Origin of the sequence: Pseudoalteromonas distincta (assembly GCF_000814675.1) — a bacterium.
Lineage (GTDB): Bacteria > Pseudomonadota > Gammaproteobacteria > Enterobacterales > Alteromonadaceae > Pseudoalteromonas > Pseudoalteromonas distincta.
In genome coordinates, this window is the sequence record NZ_JWIG01000015.1 from 123,947 (window position 1) to 146,546 (window position 22,600).

The window sequence follows — 22,600 nt, forward strand, 5'->3', positions numbered from 1 at the left end:
AGAGAGGGTAGAATTGGCTCATAGTAAAATAAGAGCACGTGGTTTTTAAATGAAGTTTAAAAAGATGTAGCTATTTATATCAATTAAGCTTAATTGCCGACTCTAAATTTACTCTGGAGTCGGCTCAAAAACTAAATATTTAGTGTGAAACCACTATTAAGCGAATTGCATCAAGTTGTAACTGCGTTTTTTCAATATACGTAGTTAGGTCGTTACGTTGCTTATCGTAGAAGGTAATTTCTTCTTGGCGAATATTCGGATTAATTTGCTTAAGGGCAACAAGTCGCTCTTGCTCTTCACTGAGTGACGTTTGCATTTTAGCAAGTGACGCTGCGCGAATAACTTCAAGTTTTTCTTGTGCCATATCTTTAGCGGTAGTGATCATCGGGTGAACAGCGCTTTGCAATGCACCGGCAAGCTTACTTGCTGTTTGGCGGCCAACGGCTGATAACTGTTGATTAAAGCCTTCAAATGCCACGTTTTCACCTAGGTTATTACCTGCTTTATCGAGCAATATACGAATTGGTGTAGGCGGTAAAAAGCGACCAACTTGTAATACTTTTGGTGCCATTGCTTCTGCAACAAAAATAAGCTCAACAAAAAAGGTACCAGGCGGTAACTTTTTATTTTTAAGTAAAGCCACCGATGCGCTACCAAAGTCGTCGTCACAAATCATATCCATGGTGCCTTGCACCATAGGGTGATCCCAGCTGATAAAGTGTACATCTTCTTGCGAAAGTGCCGTGTCGCGATCAAAGGTAACCGTCATACCGTCTTCTTTAAGCGATGGGAACGATGCATTTAACATATGCTCCGTTGGCTTTAAGATAATGGTGTTTTCGCCTTTATCTTCTTGGCTTACGCCAAATGTGTCAAACACGTTGATCATGTAGCTTGGCAATTCAAACTGGTTATCGAGTTTTTCGATATCAGTCACAAGCGAGTCGGCAGCACCTTGACCCGATGAATGTAGTTCTAGTAAACGATCTCGTCCGCTTTCCATTTTTTTACGCAGTACCGCATTTTGTTGTGCTACTTGCTCAAGTAATGGATCGAGTTCGTCTTCATCGCAGTTATGCGCAGAAATATATTCAAGTAGGTCATCACGGAACTCTTTATAAAGCATTTGCCCCGTTGTTGATGTAGATTCGAATGCATCTAGACCTTCGTTATACCAGCGTAGTAATACTTCTTGAGCGGTGTTTTCAAAATATGGCACATGAATATTCACATCTTGCGTTTGACCTATACGGTCTAGTCGACCAATACGTTGCTCTAGTAAATCTGGGTTCAGTGGTAAATCAAACAACACTAAATGATGCGAGAACTGGAAGTTACGACCTTCTGAGCCAATTTCTGAACACAGTAATATTTGTGCATTATCGTACTCGTCTGCAAAAAATGCAGCAGCGCGGTCACGCTCAATAATAGACATACCTTCGTGGAATACCGACGCTTTAATTGCTTCACGTTCACGCAGTATTTGCTCAAGGCTGATAGCTGTTTCAGCTTTAGCACATATAAGCAGTACTTTTTCGCGCTTAAGTGTTTTAAGGGTGTCGATTAACCAATCTACACGTGGATCGAATAGACCCCAGCTTGCGCTTTCGCCTTCAAATTCTTGGAATATTTTTTCAGGAAACAGAGCACGGTGTGCACTTAGTTCAGGGTTTTGAATACCGCCCATGTTACCAAGAACCGACATAGCCGTTTTATACTGTTTTGGTAATGCCATTGGGTAGGCGTGTAATTTACGACTTGGGTAACCATCAATGCCGCTGCGACTATTTCTGAATAATATACGACCTGTGCCGTGGCGATCGAGTAGCATGTTAAGTATTTCTTTACGCGCTGGTAAATCACCTTGCTGTGCTTTTTCAAGAATATCAGTAATATCGGTTTCTTTTAATAGCTCAATTAGCGTGGCTTTGGCTGCGTCGTCCAGAGCTTGCTCTTGCAGTAATTGATTCGCAGCTTGCGCTACGTCTTTATAATTTGCTTCTTCTTCTTTAAATACGTCGTAGTCGTAAAAACGATCCGGATCGAGTAATTGTAAACGCGCAAAGTGACTGCTGTGACCAAGTTGATCAGGCGTTGCTGTAAGCAAAATAAGGCCCGGAATATCTTGGCTAAGCTCTGCCATACGTTGGTACTCTGAGCTTGGCTTGCCGTTATTGATACTTAGATGATGGGCTTCATCTATTACTAAAAGATCCCAATCAGCAAGCGTTGCTTGTTCAAACCAACGTTTTTTCTTGGTTAAAAACTCAAGGCTGGTAAGTACTAGTTGCTCTGTATCAAATACGTTTGGAGAATCTGCAAACGCTTCGTCGCAGCGCTCTTCATCAAAAATAGAAAAGCGTAAGTTAAAGCGGCGTAGCATTTCTACTAACCATTGGTGCTGTAAGTTTTCAGGCACCACAATAAGTACGCGACTCGCACGGCCACTAATAATTTGTTGATGTAGTATCATGCCCGCTTCAATTGTTTTACCAAGGCCTACTTCATCTGATAAAAGTACGCGTGGTGCAAAACGTTTACCCACTTCTTGGGCAATATAAAGCTGGTGTGGAATAAGATTAGCACGCTGACCAATTAAGCCTTTAATAGGCGATTGCTCACGTTCAAATTTATGTAACCACGTTTGGTAGCGAAGTGTGTAGCGATCAAAACGATCGACTTGGCCTGCAAATAAACGATCTTGTGGTTTATTAAACTTAATAAAATGATCTAAAAAGGTTTCTTTAAGTTTAGCCGTTTCGCCATTATCAACACGGGTGCCGTGATAACAGAGTAACTCGCCTTGTACTTCAATAGACTCTACTTCTAATTCCCATTCTTCAACGCTTTTGATCACATCGCCAGGATTAAATGCCACACGGGTAACAGGTGCCTCTGCACTAGAATAAACACGGTTTTCACCACTGGCAGGAAATAATATGCTGACCTGACGGCCTTCAATGGCAACAACGGTGCCTAATCCTAAATCTGACTCTGTATCACTGATCCAACGCTGACCTAAGGAAAAATTCATGTATGTCTCGTCTATGATGAAAAAGGCGGCTATGTTACCTGTAAGCTAACACCACTGCAAGGCGCTATTTGGCTCACTTTTAATTAATTTTGTAAGTGTTAATTATTACTATTAAAACAGCTTGTTTATGACTCTTTTTTAGGTAAATCAAAACTAATTACAGTTTGTAATAAAACGGACTTTTATGACAAATAGACTAAACTTACATTATGCCTTAGCAATTAAGTATTGCAGGTTTAAGTTTTGCCCGTTTTACTTAGTTATTTTGGTATAGCATAAAAATCATAAAACGTAAGGAAAGTGCTATGGAAAAAGCTTCGAACCTTGAAAGTAAAATGTATGTGCTAGATACCAACGTACTACTTCACGAACCACTCGCTTATTTGTCTTTTCAAGAGCATGACGTTGTAATTCCGATGACGGTGCTTGAAGAACTTGACCATATAAAAGACAGAAAACACGACGTAAGCCGTGATGCGCGCGTCGCTATTCGTGGATTAGATGAAGTTCTTAAAAATGCAACGCCTGAACAAATGCTACAAGGCGTGGCGCTGCCGAGTAACAAAAAGGCAAAAGCGAGCTCTGCCGGTACCCTCATTATTGTAAACGACCATTTATTTGCCGACTCCATTTCTGGTTTGCCTGGTAACGAAAACGACCATCGTATTATTAATTGCGCCGTGTACTTACAAAAGCAGCACAGTGATTCAAAAGTAATACTTGTTACAAAAGACATAAACATGCGTTTAAAAGCCAAAGGCGCCGGGCTTAAATATGTTGAGGATTACCGCACCGATCAACTTATTGACGATATAAGCCTACTCACTAGTGGTTATAAAAAAATTGAAGGGGATTTTTGGGATCATGTAGGGGAGTGTAATACGCAGCAGCACGGGCGCGATACGTTTCATCATGTGCCTAAAAACTTAGTACCTGATGTATTTTGTAATGAATATTTACTTGATGGAGGGGAGCAGTTTGCGGCGCGCGTTAAATCGTACGATGACGAGCACATAACGCTTAAAGATATTGGTATTGAGCGTTTAATGCATCAACAAGCATGGGGCGTTAAGCCCAAAAATATTTATCAGGGAATGGCGCTCGATGCGCTGCTAGATACAAGTATTGAGCTTGTTATTTTAACAGGACCAGCAGGGTGCGGTAAAACCTTGTTAGCACTTGCCAGCGCTCTTGAAATGGTCATCGAAAAAGGTATTTACGATAAAGTAATAGTTACCCGTAATACGCCAGAAATAGCAGAGTCTATTGGGTTTTTACCAGGCACGGAGGAGGAAAAAATGGCGCCATGGCTTGCAGCTATCACTGATACGCTGGAGGTATTGCACAAAGGCGACGAAAATCCGATATCAAGCCGAAACTACATTATGGAGAAGGCTAATGTACAGTTTAAATCGGTTAACTTTATGCGCGGGCGTAGCATTCAAAATGCGGTGGTAATTTTAGATGAGAGCCAAAATTTAACGGCATCTCAGCTTAAGACGATTATTACTCGCTGCGGCGAAGGTACTAAATTAATTTGTACAGGTAACTTGGCGCAAATTGATAGTAACTATTTAACGCCAGTAACATCGGGCTTGACGTACATAGTAGAGCGCTTTAAAAACTTTGAAGGCAGCGCAACAATAAACCTCAACGGTGTTGTGCGTAGTCGCTTAGCGTCATTTGCAGAAGAAAATTTATAACTTGCGCTTAACAAATTGGCTCGATAGTCTATCGATTGATTTTCGAGCCAAATGGCAGGCAGTACATTGAATTTTTTACCTCTGAAGCATTATTATCGTTCATTATTTATTGCGCTGTTAGTGCCATTGATTGTCGCTTTTTTACTGTGCTTGCACTTATATAATATAAAGCTTGAGCGGACGGTTGAAAAACGCCAAGCTGACTTTACAAATGTTTCAGCACAGGTTACTCACGGGATGGACTCGGTGAGTAATCTACTTACCACCATGTTTAACTTATACGAGCAAGCGACTTATCCCAAAATAAACCAAGATTTGCTCGAAGGCATAAATCAATATGATGGTTACTATTATCGTCATTTTATTGATCAAAGTACTGAAATAGTGGGTAAAGGTGAGTTTGCGTTATCTGCTAAGGCATTAATGCAGTGGCAGCAGGCTATTACATTAGGGCCTTCGTTTAATACAACGCTTGCGTTAATGCAGTCGTTATCTGCTGTAGCGTATGTTGATGATAATGGTTTTGCTTATGTAAGCAGGCACAACAAAAGCCAAAGTTTAATGCTTACTGAAATTCTAAATGGAAAATTTAAGCCAAAATTTGCGCAAAACAAACTTACTTCAAGTCCTATTGTTAAAGTGAATGACAATTCGTATTTTGCTATTGGTCGACAACGAAGCACAGGCTCTGCCGATTACATTATTTTAATTTATGATGTTCAAGCAATTTCTGGATGGTTAAAAAAGGTGTCACCGAACAGTGGTGAATACGTTTTTATGAACCAATCGCATCAAATTATCGCCAGCTCTAAACAGATAATAGAGCAAGCGACTGCGTTAAAAAATTATTGGCCAGGCTTGGCCAATCATCAGAGTCAAAAAACAGTATTAACTAGTGATAGTAATTATTTTATGCAGCCTATGGATGAGTTACCTATTCACGCAGCATTTTACGAGCACAAACCCCAATTAATAAGCTCAATTAAGTATGAGATATTACTAGAGTTTACTTTTTTAACGCTATTTTTAAGTATTATGTTTGGCGTGTTTTTTTGGTTAAGTCAGCGCATTTTTATAAAGCCGATGACTCATTTAATGTCATACCTTGAGAGTAACGGTACACAACAAGAAGAGCAGCTAAATTACAAAGTTCCACTGAGCTGGCAACCTTGGTTTTCTAAAGTGAAGCGGGTATTTACTAAAAATAAACAGTTAGTTGATTCATTACAAAGTGCAAATAAAGCTCTGGACGACCAAGTTCAGCTGCAATCAGAAAAACTAAGCCGCAGTTACGAAGCAAAAGAGCGCCACTTAGCTTTACTCAACACTATGCTAAACAGTGTGCCAGACCTTATTTACTTTAAAAATATTGATGGTTCATTCTTAGGATGCAATAAAGCATTTGAGGCGTATATCGGTAAAGATCAAACTGCATTAGTTGGTAAATATGTAGATGATTTAGGTGACAATGATCAGCAAATAAATGCGCTTGAAAAACAAGTATTACAAAACAGAAATAGTGTTGAACAGCGAATAGAAACTGATACAAAATCGTATCAACTTACTATTGCTCCTTTTTATAACGAGCACCAACACCTGTTAGGAACCATGGGTATTGGCCGCGATATTACCGAGCAGCAACAAACATTATTGGCCTTAAAATCATCTGAATCTAAATTTAGAAGTGCCATTGAATTTGCGGCTAACTGCGTGGTTTTACTCTCGCTTGAGCACACAATATTACAAGTTAATAAAGCAGCAAGAAAGCAGTTTTCTGATCAGCCAGTACTAGTTGGGGAGCAGTTGAAAGCATTATTTGATGACTCCCAATGGCAGCAAATAAAAAGCACTTTAGCGCAATTACTCGATGACAAAAAACGCGTTTACCATTTAACGCTTGCTCAAGGGGGCTTAACAAGCTGGTTGCAACTAAGTGTATCGCTTGTCTGGGATGAAAACCGCGACCCCGCTTATTATGTTATACACATTCAGGATGTGAGTGCCTTAACTAAATCAAAACTAGATGCCGAACGAGCAACCCTAGCTAAAAGCCGCTTTATAGCCAATTTAAGTCATGAAATACGTACCCCTTTGAACGCTGTTTTAGGGTTGCTTGATATGTTAATTGAGCAGGGCTTAACGCAAAAGCAATTACAACAAACAGATCAAGCTAAGCATGCAGCACAAAGCTTGTTATTAATGCTTAATAGAATGCTTGATTTTGCACGTATTGAAGGTTCGCAAACCGATTTAAAACAAGCGTCTTTTAGCATGGTTGAGCTGGTAGATATTTGTGAAAGCTTAACGGCTCCATTGTGCGAAGGAAAAGGTATTGAATTTTTTATTGATATTGACCCGCTAATAGCACCTGATTTGATATGCGACAGTATACGTTTGCAGCAAATATTAGGTAACTTATTAACTAATGCCGTTAAGTTTACAAAAACAGGTTCCATTACTTTAAAAATGGAACTTATTGAAAGCGATAGCCTAGAGCAACAGCATATTTGCTTTAAAGTAATTGATACTGGCATGGGTATAGATGAAGCCGATCAAAGTCGCTTATTCGATGCTTTTACTCAAGGTGATGAATCTTCAACCCGCATACACCAAGGGGTTGGGCTAGGTTTAGCTATTGTTAAACATGCAGTATCGTTAATGGGTGGGGAGATTGCTTTAAAGAGTAAAAAAGGCCACGGCAGCGAATTTTATTTCAGTATTAGCTTTTTAGTTGATACCACTAAAAACACAGTGTTACCGACTAATACATTGGCTATTTTATCTGATCAAAGTAAAGAGCTTAAGCAGGTGACAAATGCATATAACGAACTTGCTAATATTAATTTAGATGAAGTACTAAAATACCCAATTAAGCTCTCTAATACTCAAAAAATAATAATTGATGCAGCTGACTTACCTGCACTTTTAAATGTTGAAGCGATTAATGATTCGTTATCAGCTAAAGAAACATCGGTAATTATTATTAATCATCAGCACACACTTAATTTACCGACAAGCGAGCACTTAGCTGCGCATCACGTTAAAGCATCGGCATTAGGGCAAAGGCTATTTAGTTTGAACTCTCAGCAAAAGCCTATAGTTAATACAAGTGCCGCAGTACACAGTGCAACTGAAAGTAAAGCTGATATATCGGGTCTACTTGTATTAGCAATTGATGATAATCAGCTTAACCTAGAAATAATTAGCAGTGTTCTTCGCCAAGCAAACGTAAATGTTGTCACGGCTTTAAGCGCATCAATTGGTATGGAATTATTGCAAGTTTTAAAGCCTGACTTAATATTGATGGATGTGCAAATGCCGAAAATCGATGGCTGTCAAGCAACCGCTTTGATTCGTCAACAGTTTGACGCAAAGCAACTGCCTATTTTTGCTTTAACGGCTCATTGTGAACCTGCTGATGTAGAACGTTCTTTAAAGTGCGGCATGAATAAACATTTAACTAAACCGGTTGTTGCTAAAGTACTTATTGATGCAATTGCTGATTTAAACTTAGTTAAACCAAGCTTTTTTGAAAAATCATTTGCTTTAACGCAGTTTAGTATGGATGAAAAACTACTTAATACGATGATTGATAAATTTGCTAGCTTGTGTGAAACCCAGCTATCGCAACTAGAAGAAACAACCAATAAGGATGATTTGGTACGTTTAGTGCATAGTATCAAGGGTGTAGCTGGTAATTTAGGTTTTAGACGATTATCACATTGTGCTTTATTGTGTGAAAGAACGCTTAAAACAACTAATAAGCCTATTGAAATAACACTACAAGAGCTTATCATACAGCTAGAACAGGTAATTGTTTTTATAAAAGGGCTAGGGGTTAGGGATGTCGAAAAGAGCTAAAGTACTTATTGTGGATGATGATCCAATCAACAGATTAGTACTTGAAAAAACACTTAAAGCAGAACACGACGTGTTCTTAGTTGAAAGTGGTGAAAAAGCACTGACCTTTGTAAAAACAGCGCAAGTTGATTTAATAATCCTTGATGTAATTATGCCTGGAATTGACGGCTATCAAGTACTTGTGGAGCTTAAAGAAAACCCAATAACTCAGTCTATTCCTATTATATTTATATCAGCCAATCGTAGCCATGATGATGAAGCAAAGGGCTTAGAGCTCGGTGCAATGGACTACATAACCAAGCCATTTAGTCCTTCTATTGTTCGCGTTAGAGTGCGCAACCAACTCCTCATAAAGCAAAAAAATGATTTGCTAGAAATGCTAGCTTCGATAGATGGCTTAACTGAAATACCAAATAGACGCTACCTTGATGAAAACTTATCTCGAGAATGGCGCCGCAGCAAGCGAAGTGGAACACCGCTATCGGTGTTACTAATGGATATAGACCACTTTAAACGTTACAACGATTGCTACGGACACCGTGCTGGCGATGAGTGTTTAAAGAATGTTGCGCAAGCACTTGCGGCTCAATGTGAACGTGGCAGTGACTTTATTGCTCGTTATGGCGGAGAAGAATTTGCTGCTGTGCTACCAGGAATTGATAGGCATGAAGCAATGGAGTTTGCTAATAAATTACGCAATGCTGTAAATGCTTTGAATATAGAACACAAAGCTTCATTAAATGCAGACCACATCACTATAAGTATAGGTATTGCCACTACACAAAGTGGTAAAGTGTATGCTGAGCAAGCATTATTAGAAGAGGCCGATTTAGGCTTATATGCCGCTAAAGATGCAGGGCGAGATAGAATAGTCGCACGCTAAAAACTTAATATACAAAAACGCCAATATTTATATATTGGCGTTTTTGTATCAAACATTTTTTATTGGTTACTGCGTGATCATACCTAAAGCGGTGTCACCAATGCCCACTAACTTATCATTTTTAAATACAAGTGGCGTACATTCATCTTTTGTTGTTTTTGAATCTGAATGCTTGCTATGCGTTACATAAAAAAGTACTTGGTATACATCATCATCTTTTTTTAATAGCTCAGTGAAATTAGGCGTTTTTAATTGCGTTAAAACAGACTGATAGCTGCTATCCATTTTTAGCTCTGATATAACTTCACGATTATTTTTATGCTGTGCTTGCCAGCTTGATGAGTTTTTCCCTGCCCAATGAGTCTCAGCTTCGCCATCTGACACGGCAATAACACAGCCTGTTAAAAATGGAGCGATTAAAGCGGCTGCTAAAAGTGATTTTTTCATTTTTATTTACCTTAATAAGATTTTTAATTGGTTATTAACTGTATTAAAGCAAAGAGTAGACCATATTTATAAACTGTTATTAATCAGTTTGTTAAGTGAGTTAAGCTGTTTTTATCTAATAAAATATTAAATATATTAGTAAAAACAGCCATTTTTTAGCTTATTTGATTACTACAATAAAATGATTAAACCAAGCGGTTGCGTGATTCACCTTTAGTAAATGCCGCAATATTTAAACTTACTTCATTAATTAAACGCACAATAGATTCAGTACTTGCCCATGCAATATGTGGAGTAAGTAATAAGTTATTGCCTGTGTAATTAGCAAGTGGATTTGAAGCTTCAGCAGGTTCTTTAGTTAGTACATCAACACCCGCTCCAGCAATTAGGTTTTGCTCAAGCGCTGTTGCTAAGTCGGCTTCGTTAATAATACCACCACGTGCTGTATTAATAATTATAGCGCTTGGCTTCATCATTTTAAGCTCATTAAGTGCAATTAAATCACGTGTTTCATCTGTAAGCGGGCAGTGTACGCTGATTATATCGGCTGTTTTAATGACGTCTTCAAAAGGCGTACGACCATCACGACATTTAACCCCTTTGCGCTCTGCAACAATAACATTAGCGCCAAATGCCTCAGCCACTTTAGCAACGCCTTTGCCTAGTGTACCGCCGCCTATAATGGCAAATGTTTTACCTTGTAAGTCGTTAAAGCTGTAATCGAGTATGCAAAACATTTCACTTTTTTGCCATGCGCCTTGCTGGCAATCTGCCTGATAGCGGTGGGTGTTACCCAGTAAGTTAGTAATTAAAGAAAACGTATGTTGAACAACTGAAGGGGTTGAGTAGCCAGCTACATTAGTTACGGCAATACCAAATTCTTTAGCGGCTTCTAAATCAACATTATTAGTACCGGTTGCACTTACGCAAATTAATTTCAGCTGTGTTAGCTGACTAATCGTATCGCGATTCAAAACTGCTTTATTAGTGATTAATACATCAGCGCCTTGGCAATGCTCAATAACTTGCTCTGGGCTGGTAAGTTCATAAGTCGTTAATTTACCAAGTTGTTCTATACACGAAAGAGATGTTTTAGCTAACGTTGCGTTATCAAGAATAGTAATGTTCATTATGAGCCCTAAAATAAGTGGATCTGAAAGAGTTAAAATCGTAAAAAAGAGGCTTACGATCCATCAAAAATCTAAAATATAGGCTTAAGGTACTACGAAAGAAAGGCTTTGTTAATGGTATTACTACCAAATGATTAGAGGGCTATGTAGTAGTGGTCTGCCCACTAACAGATTGAGAACATGGTATTTTGCTAGACTGATCAGTTTTATTGCACTTATAAGCAAGCCTATGGTCATAGAAGGTAATTAAACTCGGCTTTAAAGCAGGTTGCTAAAATAAAAAATCGTTTTTTTGGTTATTTCGCATTTTAGATTGGCTGAGTTATAATCGGATATAGACATAAACGGTGCGCTTTAGCGTGCCGTTTTTTAACATTGTAGATGTAGTAATGAGTGAATTAGAAGATAAATACGCAGATATACGCCCATACAACGACGACGAAGTTGCGGCGTCGCTTACACGTTTGATTAACGATGATGCGTTTATTGATGTAATAGCAAAGTATAATTTACCGCGCTTTTTATCGGCAGTGCCTTTTATTGCACGTCCAATGGTAAGAAGTCAGTTACGCAAAAAATGGGGCAAAGTAAGCACCGTTGAAGATGTGCAAAATGAAGTGGCGCAATACTTAGATAAACTAGTGAAGCGCACCACATCAAAAGTTACCTTTTCTGGGCTAGAGCAGTTAGACGCTAATCAGGCCTATTTATTTATTTCAAACCACAGAGACATAGTGCTTGATCCTGCATTAGTTAATTGGGGTTTATATCAGCATAAAATGAAAACAGTGCGTATTGCTATTGGCGATAATTTATTGCAAATACCTTACATTACTGAGCTTATGCGTTTAAATAAAAGTTTCATTGTTAAGCGCTCTGCTAAAGCACCAAAAGAAATGTTAAAAGCATTAACCCAGTTATCGTCATATATCTATGACTCTTTAATCGGTGGAAATTCTATTTGGATTGCACAAAAAGAAGGGCGTGCAAAAGACGGTTTTGATCAAACAGATCCTGCCCTTTTAAAAATGTTGCAATTAAATGGACGTAAACAAAAGAAAGAATTTGGCGATTATATTAAAGAGTTAAAAATAGTGCCTGTTTCTATTTCTTATCAATATGAACCGTGTGCAATTGCTAAGGCTAAAGAGCTTTATCATAAACAGCATCATGGTGAATATATTAAGTCAGCGGGTGAAGATATTGCCAGTATTGTTGAAGGTTTTAGTTCAGCTAAAGGGCATGTGCATTTAGCATTTGGACAGCCAATCGAATCTAAATGTGATAGTGCTGAAGAGCTTGCTAAAACAATTGATAGGCAAATTGTAGATTCGTTTTATTTGCACCCAGGTAATTACATTGCTGGTGGCTGTAAAGAGGCGGTAATAGACTCTCCAGATACAGCGACGTTTGAACAGCGTTTAGCCTGTGTACCAGAAGAGTTAAAACCGTTAGTGCTGGCCATGTACGCTAAGCCATTTCACCGTAAAACAGAGATAAATACCAATAGCTGTGAGTATTAATAATCCCAGCTCAACAAAACTAAGCAGCAATTAAATTGCTGCTTTTTTTTTGCTCAAAAATAACGCTATACTAATACCTCCTCTTCAACTGGGCGGTACTTATGCATGCAACAAATTGAAATATTTGATATTCCAAGTCCTTGCAAAAGTATTTGCTTAGTTAACAACAGAGGATATTGCAAAGGGTGTTATCGTAGTCGGGATGAGCGCTTTTCGTGGAATACCTTATCGAACGACCAAAAAAAGAAGGTGCTTAGTTTGTGCCAGCAGCGCTACAAGCGCTACCTTCAAAAAAAGCAGCAAAATGCAGTGCCAAGCACGCAGGCGCAGCAGCAAGGGTTCGACTTTTAAAAGCTCAATCCATATTTGGCTCTTAGTGCGTACACAGTGCCATTGTTAGCTAAATTAATTAATGACGTTTTAAGCTTTTCTACTAAGTTTTCATTACGTTTATTTAAATAATGATAAAGCGGATAAGTATTCAACACTTCTTTTACAAAACAGCCTTGAGGTGACGGGAGCTCATTGTTTTGCATTATAAAGTTAATCATTAAAGCTCCCTGTACTTTTTTCTGAGCAAGCAAATTAAGTTGGGTATTCATGCTTTTAACTTTAATAATATTCCCTGCAAACTGTGTGCTTGCTAAATAATGTTCTTGCACAGGGTAGCCATCAACAATTGCGACGCTATCGAGCTGTTCTAAACTGTTAGGTAAACAGTTTTTATATAATACTAAGTCAAACTTAAATAGCTCATAATCGACTCTAATTAAGTTTTCGTAATTTTCTTCAATGCTTGCATCTCTTCCTAACTGGCCATCAAGTACGCCATTATTTGCAGCGAGCAAAGCATTTTGGTGACTAAAATCGATTATATGTATTTTAAAACCGATATCTGCGTATGCTAACTTTAATAGCTCTAAGGCATAATCAGCTTGAGGTGTACTTTGCGGACGATTAAAAGTGAGGTTGTATTGATGACTAAAACAAGAGGCACTAAAAAATAAATTTACCAATAATAACAAGATACTAAAATGTCTATTCATTATCAGTTCCAATTACTACAGAAATAAATAAAATAAGACGCGTATAATAACAAGGAGATTACCTCTTGCCCAGTTTAGAGGGGAAATCAAATAATCTTAAAAGCGAATGAGGAAGTATTGTGAGTTTTAATTTATGCCTATTACCACGTGAAGAAAAATATCAAATTCAGTTAGATTATGAAGCGTCTTTTTGGGCGTATCAAATTAAGCGTAATAAAAAAACGAGAGAGCAAGTTTACAACACAATCCACAGCCGCCCAATGGCAGAGCAAATGGTTTTGAAACAAAAGTTTGAACAGTATTTAGCGCTAATGCTTAGCTAAATATCGATATAAAAATGTATAAAGTTGAAGTGTTAAATGAACTAAAAACCCCACTTGTGAATAAATTTTACAAAAAGCACAGCGTAAGAGGGCGTGCTAATAAGCAAGATAAGGTATGGGTTACTTACTATAATAATGAAATAGTGGCAGCATGTAGGTTACAAGATAAAATAGAGTTTTTATTTTTATCTACCATGTTTGTTGCGCTGGAACATCGCGGTAAAGGGATTGCAAAACAATTGCTTTCAACACTCTTAAAGTCGCAAAATAGAGAGATAAAGACCTTCGCATATGGAAACGTAGCTGATTTATATTGTGCTATTGGTTTTAACCAGGTGTTAACATATACTCTTGCTTTACAAGTACTTTTTGATACTTACAAACATCGAAATATAGTCGCTCTAGAGTACCCATAATAATAAATAATAATATGGAATAAGCATGAGTAAATGCGTTAATGGGATCATTAGTTGCTTTGTAGTTTTAATAACTATTCTAAGTTGCCAAGTAGGGGCACAAGTAAAACGTTTATCTCCAAGCGAAGGCTTATCGCAAAGCTACGTTAATACAATGCTTATAGACACTAACGGTTACCTTTGGCTTTCGACAGAGGCCGGGCTTAATCGTTATGATGGCTATCAAGTTATTCCAATAAATGGCCCTAATGGTGAGTTAGAAGAGGCGATCATCGATCGTATTTACCAAGACCCTCAAGGACACATTTGGATTGCCTCGTTACTTGCAGGCCTATTTAGGTACGACCCCGTAACAGATTCATATCAGCAATTCCTAGAAAAACCTACCAGTGAAGAAGAAATTATCAATCAGTCTGTTTTTAGTATGGTGGCCGTTGATAAAAAAACACTTTGGATTGGGCGAGGCCGCGATTTTGCAAAGCTTGATATAGCAACCGGAAAAATAACAACTATTTTTGAGCTGCCTGCTAAATATAAAAATACCCTTGTGAGAAAGCTGTTTGCCTACAATGGTTATATATTTATAGGTACAAGCCATGGCGCATACGTATTTGATATTGCCACAGAGCAAGTTAGACCTCTACAGCATTTAAAAGGTGAAGCTGAACATATTTACCAAAATAATGTTAAGTCGTTCGCATTAGGTGAAAATAAACAACTGTTAGTCGGGGCGGTACAAGGCTTATACGAAGTTGATATTAGTAACTTATCAAAAATGTTTGAACGCCCAGATTTACCTTTTAAAAGTAAAGTATTACTAAGTGACTTAAATGTTTGGACCATAGTAAACGAACACGGAACAATAGATTTAGCTACCGACAAAGGCTTGTTTAAATTTGATTTAAACACCGGGGAGATGATTAAAAACACTCGAATAGCCCAAAGTAAGTACACACTTGCCGATACCAGTATTATTGATATGGCAAAAGATAAATCGGGTGGTACGTGGGTTGCGACTAAAACCGACGGTGCGTTTTACTTATCTCACGACAGCTATCATTTTAATAATGTCGATGGCACTTTGCTCGGGGGGGATGGTTTATCGCATCACTCTATCTGGGGGATTACCGAATATAAAGATAAGCTTTGGCTTGCAACGCATAACGGTATTACCGAGGTTGATTTAAAAACAAATATTGGTAAAGCTTATTTAAAAGACTACAAAGTCGACTTACTCACCACTGAGTTTACCGTATATGAAATAACGCCCTATAAAGATAATTTATGGCTTTATACAAACCGTGGTTTATTTATTTTTGACCCTGTAACGCATCAAGTTAGCGAACCTAAAGTGCATAATCCTGCTGATCAAGAGCTAATTACTGGTAGAGTGCATGGCGTTACACTAATGCCAAATGGCGATCTATACTTTGTACACTCAGATCATGGGGTATTTATATACAATATAGATTCTCAAGTAATAACGCGTTTGGGTGGCCAGTTTGATCAGTTTGAACCCTTTTTAGCTCATGGCTTTTTACCTGCGCTGAGCAATAAACCAGATTCACCATTATTTTTTAATGCCGGTATTTTATATCAAGTAAACCCAAGTGATTTAGCACTTAAAATGATTTACAAAGTGCCAAAACAGCACGAAAACGTAGCCATTAGCGTGCTTTCTTATTTAATTGATAACAACAATATATTGTGGATATCACTTTCTAATTTTGGCTTGATAGGCCTTGACGCATCTACTTATCAATTAGTACATACAATCGATTTAGAGAAGAATAAATTAGGCACATTGCTTTACGATATGGTGCTAGATGATGATGGCATGATCTGGATGAGTAGCCATAAAGGCATTTGGCGATTAAACCCAGAAACACTTCATTTTCAACAATTTTCTACGTCAGAAGGGCTACTCTCTGCTGAGTTTAATAGTAATGCCATGGCACAGCTCAAAGATGGCCATATTGCGTATGGTAGCTTAAAAGGTTTTACTTATTTTCACCCAATGGAAAACCAAAATTACCAATCACTTATTGATCACGTAAATATTACGCGAGTTGATTTAATGTCACGAGATCTATCGCTTGATTTAAAACAGCCGCTCAACGAAGTTGTGTTAAACCATGATGATATTGGGCTTGAAGTAGCATTTTCGGCCATGGCATTTAGTAATCAAGAACGCATCATTTATGAGTATCAACTCGATAACGGACAAAAAAGTTATACTCGAAATAACAACCGCGTATTGTTTCCAAAATTGAATCCAGGTAATTACCAATTAAAAGTTTGGGCTAAAGATCCCCTGACTGGCGAATATACCTCGCCTGCTATTTTAAAAATAAAAGTAAAGTATCCGCTTTGGCGTGCACCTTATTTTATGGTGCTTTACGCCATGCTGTTTATTGGTTTTGTTGCTATGTGGGTTATGCGCCGTAATAAAATTCAGCGTATTTTATTGGCAGCAAATAAAGAAAGTAAAGAAAGCGAAGCGCGTTTAAAATTAGCGCTTGAAGGCAGCGAATCGGGTGTATGGGATTGGGAGTCGAGCAATCCAAGCATTTACCAACCTCGCTTAGCGAGTGAGTTAGGCTACGAAAATGAAACCGTAAGCCTTGATGAATATTTATCTAAAATTCATCCGCAAGATAAACAATTATTTCGCTTAGAGTGGCTTGAGTTTTTATCTACTGATAAAGGTTACTTTAATTGTACTTATCGCCTGCGTCATGCAAAAGGCTATTGGCGCTGGTATAAGGACTTTGGAAAAGTAGTGGAGTGGGATGATAAAACACCACAAAAAGTAGCGGGAACTTATACAAATATGACCCGTGAGATGGTGTTTGAAGAGCATGCTTTACTATTTACGGCAGCGTTTGAGCAAACGCGTGATTGGGTGTTTATACTCGATAAAAACTTAAATATTCGGGCTTCTAATAAATCACTGCAAACCGCCTTTAACTTCTCCGCAGAGTCGTTATCTAGCCGGACTTTAAATTTAGGTATATCGCGCAGCAATCGTTTTGATTATTTACGTATTATGCAAAAGCTATCTGTTGGGGAGCATTTTTCGTGTGAAGACAGTGTGGTTTTAGCTAATGGTGAATCGCGTCATGTACTTGTGAAAATAAGTGCAGTGGCCGATAACGAGCAGCGCCTTAATAGTTATGTCATTATTTTAACCGATATAAACGCACAAAAATCAGCTGAAAACGAACTGCACTTATTGGCCAACTACGATGCCTTAACTGGGCTGCCAAATCGTACATTATTTAATGACCGCGTTGAACACGCCCTTGAACAAGCAAAACTGCATGGATGCAAAGTGGCTTTGTTACATATCAATATTAAACGTTTTAAATACTTTAATGACTCATTAGGGCACGAAGCGGCTGATGAGTTAATTAAAGAAGTTGCTGAGCGCTTAAAGTGCTCTTTGCGACCATCGGATAGTGTTGCGCGATTTGGTGGCGATGAGTTTGTTGTACTAGTAGAAGATATTCATCAGATAGAGCAAGTACTTATAATATGCACTAAGTTGATGGATTGCGTGAATCAAAATATTGCGATTAATGGTCAAGTTGTAAACGTTAATTTAAGTATTGGTGTGTCGATATCGCCAGATGACGCAGAGCAAGGCCCCGCACTTTTAAAAGCTGCAAGCATAGCGTTATATCATGCAAAAGACTCTTTAGAAGGGCGCTACCAGTTTTATAAGCAAGAGATGAATCAGCATGTTCAAAGAGCGCTGCATCTTGAATCTCAGCTTACTAGAGCGTATCAAGAAGAAGAGTTTTGTAATTATTATCAGCCTATTATTAATGCTAAGAGCCAAAAAACAGAAGGTTTTGAAGTACTGCTGCGTTGGCCCGAAAATAAACTAGTACAAACTCAAGAGTTTTCGCTGGCTGCAGAGGGGATAGGCTTAATTACAAAAATTATGCTGCAGACCTTTGCGCGCGCTTTATTGGAGTTAAAAGAGTGGCGAAAAGCCTCACCTAACCTGTATTTATCTATTAACTTATCGGCACTAGATTTTGAGTTTAAAGAACTCGTACCTGAAATTAAAAAAGCGTTAAATAATTCAGGTGTATCATCTGAGGCAATTGTTTTTGAAATAACCGAATCAATATTAATGCGTGATTCAAAAGAAGCGCTGCACAGCATGGAACAGCTTAAAAAGTTGGGTTGTAGATTGTACATGGATGATTTTGGCACGGGTTACGCATCGCTTACTTATTTAAAACGTTTTCCTATTGATGTACTCAAAATAGATAGAAGCTTTGTACAAGACATAGGCATAGACTCTGATGATGAGGCCATTATCCAATCAACACTAGCGCTTGCAGATAGTTTAGGCAAAGAGTGTGTCGCTGAAGGCGTAGAAAGCTCGCATCAACTTGCTTTTTTAAAGGCGAGAGGGTGCAAGCATTTCCAAGGGTATTTATTTAGTAAACCGGTACCTAATACCGAAGTACTCGCGCTTATTAATCGCGATTGGAGTGATATATTTAATTAATAATAGCAGTACTTATTTAAGGCCTTTTACCGCAGTGTCTGCAAAACAAATGGCTGTTATGCTCATTTAGCTGCGTTTTAATGGCCTTATTAGCTTCTAGTTTACTCAAGCCTAACTTATGGCGTAGCTCTTCTAGGTGCTCTTTTTGAGTATCATTAAGTGTGCCATCTTGAATTGACTCGTGCACAGCGTCTTCAAAAAACTGACGGCGTTTACGTATCTGTTCTGAAAAACTAGACGCCAGTAAACCGGTAGGTATTGCAACCATTCCCATGCTCAGTAGTGTGATAACACCGCCGAAAAACTTACCCAATGGCGTTATAGGTACTACATCGCCATAACCAACGGTTGTTAGTGTTGCCATTGCCCACCACATAGCCGCAGGAATAGAGCCAAATTTATCGGGTTGTATGTCGTGCTCAATTAAGTAAATTCCGCATGAAGCTAAAATAAGCACAACGGCCATTATAAAAAAAGCAGCCATTAATGAACTACCTTCATCGTTAAAGGCTTTTAAAAGTAGCTGCATGGCGCGTGAGTAGCGAGTGAGTTTAAATACTCTTAATAATCTGAGTATGCGTAAAAAACGTAAATCGAGAGGAAATAAAAACATCATTAAGCTTGGCAAAATCGCTATTAAGTCGATTAAAGCAAGTGGTGATAAAAAATACTTTAATCTGCGTTTACTGTTTGAGCCTTCCATTGCTACATAGTGTGTTTTATCTACACAGGCCCAAAGCCTGGCTAAGTATTCAATAGCAAAAATAGCGACCGATACAATTTCTAAAACTAAGAATTCGTAGTAATACTGCTCTGCCACACTTGGGATTGACTCAATAACAATGGCTACAACGTTAATCATTATTATGCTAATGAGCGCAATATCAAGAATATGCCCTGAACGTTGATATTGACCTGTACCTTCAAACAGGCAAGCTATTTTTTGGCGTAACGTTTGCGGTTCATTCATTATTTAAGTTTAAGTACCATGTTAATACTGCCTTCTTCAAAGTCGCGACTAATTTTAAAACCTAGCTTACGGGCAAGTTCAATCATCCCTGTATTCTCTGGTAAGGTTATGCCTTCAATCGACTCCACACCTTGACGTTTACAGTGATTAATTGCAGCGCTCATTAGTATACGACCAAGCCCTAAGCCTTGGCAGTCTGAGCGTACTACAATAGCAAACTCAGCATGTAGGTTATCGGGGTCCATAATGACGCGAGACACACCCAGTGTACGGGTTTTACCTTCAAAGCGTTGGCACACAATAAACGCCATTTCACGGTCGTAATCAATTTGGGTCATTTTAGCGAGTTGGTCGTGGTTAAACTGTGGAAGCTCGCCAAAAAAGCGTTTATATCTGTCTTCTTTGTTAAGTGACTCGTCAAATACTTTATGAGCTTGTTCATCTTCTGGTTTTATCGGTCTGAGCGTAGCTTGAGTGTTGTTTTTAAGTGTTACCACTTCAACAAGTTCAATAGGGTAGGGACGAATAGATAAGCGCTTACGATTGCTCTGAGCTTGATAGCGGTTAAGTGTCATAGTGGCATCGAGCACTAAAAACTGCCCATTGCTGGCAAGTATAGGATTTAGTTCCATTGAGCTTATATCGGGTTGATCAATAACTAACTGAGAAATACGCGTTAGCAGTGCACATAAACGATACTTATCAACTTTCTCGGGGAGTATGCGCTCCTTTAATACGCCTTTGTCGTGCGCTGCGGCAATTAAATACTTTGCCAAGTTCATATTCAGTGGAGGCAGAGCAACGGCGGCTTGTGCATATTCAAGGCCGGTGCCTGCTTCACCTAATAATATAACTGGGCCAAAATTAGGCTCGGTTTTAATTGCAATTCGCAGCTCATTTGCGCCTGCTCGCGGCGCCATTTTTTGTAATGAAAACCCTTCAATAACAGCATCCGGATAAGTGTTTTTAATACGGATAAGCATCGCAAAAGCAGTTTGTTCAACCTCGTTGGCGTCGTTTAAATTAAGCACCACCCCACCTACCTCAGACTTTGAAGCAATACTTGGACTAATCAGTTTTAATGCGACTGGAAAACCAAGCTCTATGGCTTGCTCTTTGGCTTCTGTTGGGGTGTAAGCCACCTCAGTTTGAATGCATTTAATACCATAGTGGTTCAATACTTGGCTTGCTTGATGAGTAGGTAAGTAGCTTTGTCCATCATCTAAAAACTCATTAATAAGGGTTCTAGCTGCCACCTTATTTATTTTAGCGTCATCAGTGTTCGACTCGGGTGTTTGCGTTAAATGCTTTTGGTTACGACGATACGTTACCAAGTGCATAAACGCGCCTACAGCACCCTCTGGTGTTCTATAAGTGGGTATTGCGTTGTTTGAGCACACTTTTCTGGCAGCGTAAGATGCGTCCTCACCCATAAAGTTAGTTATAACGTAAGGGCGCGCCATTTTAGGTAATGTTTGTAAGGTTTCTACAATAATGTTGGCGTAGTCTTCGCTGGGCGCAAGCGCTGAGGGAGTATGGATAATCAGTAAGTTTTTAACTTCTTTTGCGTGCAGTAAAATTTCTAATGCTTGCTTATAACGCGCAGGTGCTGAGTCGCCAAAAATATCCACAGGGTTTGAGGTGGTTTCTGATTGCGGAATGACTTTATTTAGCGCATTTCGGGTTTCAATGCTTAGTTCTGCTAATTTACCGGAGCTTTGAATTAGCTCATCAACAGCCATAACACCCGGGCCGCCACCATTAGTTAAAATTGTCAGTTGTTCTACTTTTAATAATTTTGGATGCATGGCGAGTGTTTGTGTCGCTGCAAATAGCTCTCGTAAATCATTTACACGCAGCATACCCGCTCGTTGAAATAACGCATCGTAAACAGCGTCAGAGCTTTGCTTTCCACCGGTGTGAATTTCGGCTGCAAGTGCGCCCGCAGTTGTTTTACCTGTTTTAATCGCAATTACAGGTTTACTAAAGGCCGCGGCTCTTGCTGCTGATATAAAGCCACGAATATCTTCAATGTTATCTATGTAGAGTAAAATAGCTTTTGTTTTAGCATCACGACCTAAAAAGTCGAGTAGCTCATTGAAGTTTATATCAAGGCAATCGCCTACTGATACAAAATATGAAAAGCCAATTTCTTTGTTTTTAGCCCAATCTAAAATGGTTGAGCATACTGCTGCTGATTGCGATACAAATGCTATTTTACCTGGGCTTGCCACGGTATGTGAAAAGCTCGCATTTAACCCAATATGAGGGATCAGCAAGCCTAAACAGTTGGGTCCAAGCAAAGTAACTTGCTTGGCTTGAGCGCATGCTTTAAGCGCGCTTTTTTGCTCCCCAGACAGCCCATCGGCAATAACAATAGCCGTTTTACAGCCAAGCTCTCCAAGCTGCTCAATAATATCAATTAAGGTGTTTTTGTTAGTACAAATAACAGCAAGGTCGGGTACTTTTGGTAAGTCAGCAATAGAAGGGTAAGCAAGTACGCCATGTACTGCGCTATGGCTTGGAGTAACAGGCATTATCGGCCCTTTAAAACCGCCCTGAAGTAAGTTGCGCATAACCACAAAACCAGCTCGAGTTGATATGTTAGAGGCGCCAATAACGGCCACTGAGCTTGGGTTAAAAAATTGGGTTATACGCTTAAGGCTCATGGTTTTTCCTAGGCTGATTAAATTTTGCGTTATTTATAGTCTCAATGTACCCTGTTTACTGTGTTAT

14 protein-coding genes are annotated in these 22,600 nt (G+C 38.8%); 8 read left to right on the forward strand and 6 right to left on the reverse strand.

The features are described from left to right. Positions 1-139: 139 nt before the first annotated feature. Positions 140-3,034, reverse strand: coding sequence for an RNA polymerase-associated protein RapA (gene rapA, locus QT16_RS10115; protein WP_024595181.1), 2,895 nt, complete (start codon positions 3,032-3,034; stop codon positions 140-142). Positions 3,035-3,339: 305 nt separating this feature from the next. Between rapA and QT16_RS10120 the strand changes: the two genes are divergently transcribed. Genes QT16_RS10120 through QT16_RS10130 form a run of 3 tightly spaced genes read left to right on the forward strand, consistent with a single transcriptional unit; the run spans position 3,340 to position 9,481 of the window. Then, positions 3,340-4,737 carry a PhoH family protein gene (locus QT16_RS10120; RefSeq protein WP_039488303.1) on the forward strand — a complete coding sequence of 466 codons (1,398 nt, stop codon included), beginning with the start codon at positions 3,340-3,342 and terminating at the stop codon, positions 4,735-4,737. Positions 4,738-4,788: 51 nt separating this feature from the next. Then, positions 4,789-8,598 (forward strand): PAS domain-containing hybrid sensor histidine kinase/response regulator, encoded by a 3,810-nt coding sequence (locus QT16_RS10125; RefSeq protein WP_082007358.1) that lies wholly within the window; start codon positions 4,789-4,791, stop codon positions 8,596-8,598. Then, a complete protein-coding gene (locus tag QT16_RS10130) occupies positions 8,582-9,481 on the forward strand; it encodes a diguanylate cyclase (RefSeq protein WP_039488304.1) in 900 nt (299 codons plus the stop codon). Before QT16_RS10125 ends, QT16_RS10130 begins: the two co-directional genes overlap by 17 nt. Positions 9,482-9,547: 66 nt before the next feature. Here QT16_RS10130 and QT16_RS10135 read toward each other — a convergent pair whose 3' ends face one another. Both QT16_RS10135 and QT16_RS10140 read right to left on the reverse strand, forming a co-directional pair. Then, the gene (locus QT16_RS10135) at positions 9,548-9,928 is read right to left on the reverse strand and encodes a DUF3192 domain-containing protein (protein ID WP_024596200.1); all 381 of its coding nucleotides are present in this window, start codon (positions 9,926-9,928) and stop codon (positions 9,548-9,550) included. A gap of 185 nt (positions 9,929-10,113) precedes the next feature. Further along, complete coding sequence (locus QT16_RS10140) at positions 10,114-11,058, reverse strand: D-2-hydroxyacid dehydrogenase (RefSeq protein ID WP_039488305.1); 945 nt, start codon at positions 11,056-11,058, stop codon at positions 10,114-10,116. A gap of 389 nt (positions 11,059-11,447) precedes the next feature. Between QT16_RS10140 and QT16_RS10145 the strand changes: the two genes are divergently transcribed. Next, positions 11,448-12,581 carry a 1-acyl-sn-glycerol-3-phosphate acyltransferase gene (locus tag QT16_RS10145; RefSeq protein WP_039488367.1) on the forward strand — a complete coding sequence of 378 codons (1,134 nt, stop codon included), beginning with the start codon at positions 11,448-11,450 and terminating at the stop codon, positions 12,579-12,581. A gap of 105 nt (positions 12,582-12,686) precedes the next feature. Continuing rightward, positions 12,687-12,932: a DUF1289 domain-containing protein gene (locus tag QT16_RS10150; RefSeq protein WP_008170756.1), complete on the forward strand. Its 246-nt coding sequence runs from the start codon at positions 12,687-12,689 to the stop codon at positions 12,930-12,932. Here the strand turns inward: QT16_RS10150 and QT16_RS10155 are convergent. Then, positions 12,929-13,627, reverse strand: coding sequence for a substrate-binding periplasmic protein (locus QT16_RS10155; RefSeq protein ID WP_039488306.1), 699 nt, complete (start codon positions 13,625-13,627; stop codon positions 12,929-12,931). The genes QT16_RS10150 and QT16_RS10155 overlap by 4 nt on opposite strands. Positions 13,628-13,746: 119 nt before the next feature. On the opposite strand from QT16_RS10155, the gene QT16_RS10160 reads away from it, so the two are divergent. The 3 genes from QT16_RS10160 to QT16_RS10170 are packed head-to-tail and all read left to right on the forward strand — an operon-like array spanning position 13,747 to position 18,894. Continuing rightward, complete coding sequence (locus tag QT16_RS10160; RefSeq protein ID WP_002962585.1) at positions 13,747-13,950, forward strand: DUF3283 family protein; 204 nt, start codon at positions 13,747-13,749, stop codon at positions 13,948-13,950. Between the two features lie 14 nt (positions 13,951-13,964). Beyond that, positions 13,965-14,366, forward strand: coding sequence for a GNAT family N-acetyltransferase (locus QT16_RS10165; RefSeq protein ID WP_039488307.1), 402 nt, complete (start codon positions 13,965-13,967; stop codon positions 14,364-14,366). Between the two features lie 25 nt (positions 14,367-14,391). Continuing rightward, positions 14,392-18,894: an EAL domain-containing protein gene (locus QT16_RS10170; RefSeq protein WP_039488308.1), complete on the forward strand. Its 4,503-nt coding sequence runs from the start codon at positions 14,392-14,394 to the stop codon at positions 18,892-18,894. Between the two features lie 16 nt (positions 18,895-18,910). On the opposite strand, the gene QT16_RS10175 is transcribed toward QT16_RS10170, so the two are convergent. Both QT16_RS10175 and QT16_RS10180 read right to left on the reverse strand, forming a co-directional pair. After that, positions 18,911-19,864, reverse strand: coding sequence for an ion transporter (locus tag QT16_RS10175; protein WP_039488309.1), 954 nt, complete (start codon positions 19,862-19,864; stop codon positions 18,911-18,913). Then, positions 19,864-22,533 (reverse strand): bifunctional acetate--CoA ligase family protein/GNAT family N-acetyltransferase, encoded by a 2,670-nt coding sequence (locus QT16_RS10180; RefSeq protein ID WP_039488310.1) that lies wholly within the window; start codon positions 22,531-22,533, stop codon positions 19,864-19,866. Before QT16_RS10180 ends, QT16_RS10175 begins: the two co-directional genes overlap by 1 nt. Positions 22,534-22,600 lie beyond the last annotated feature (67 nt).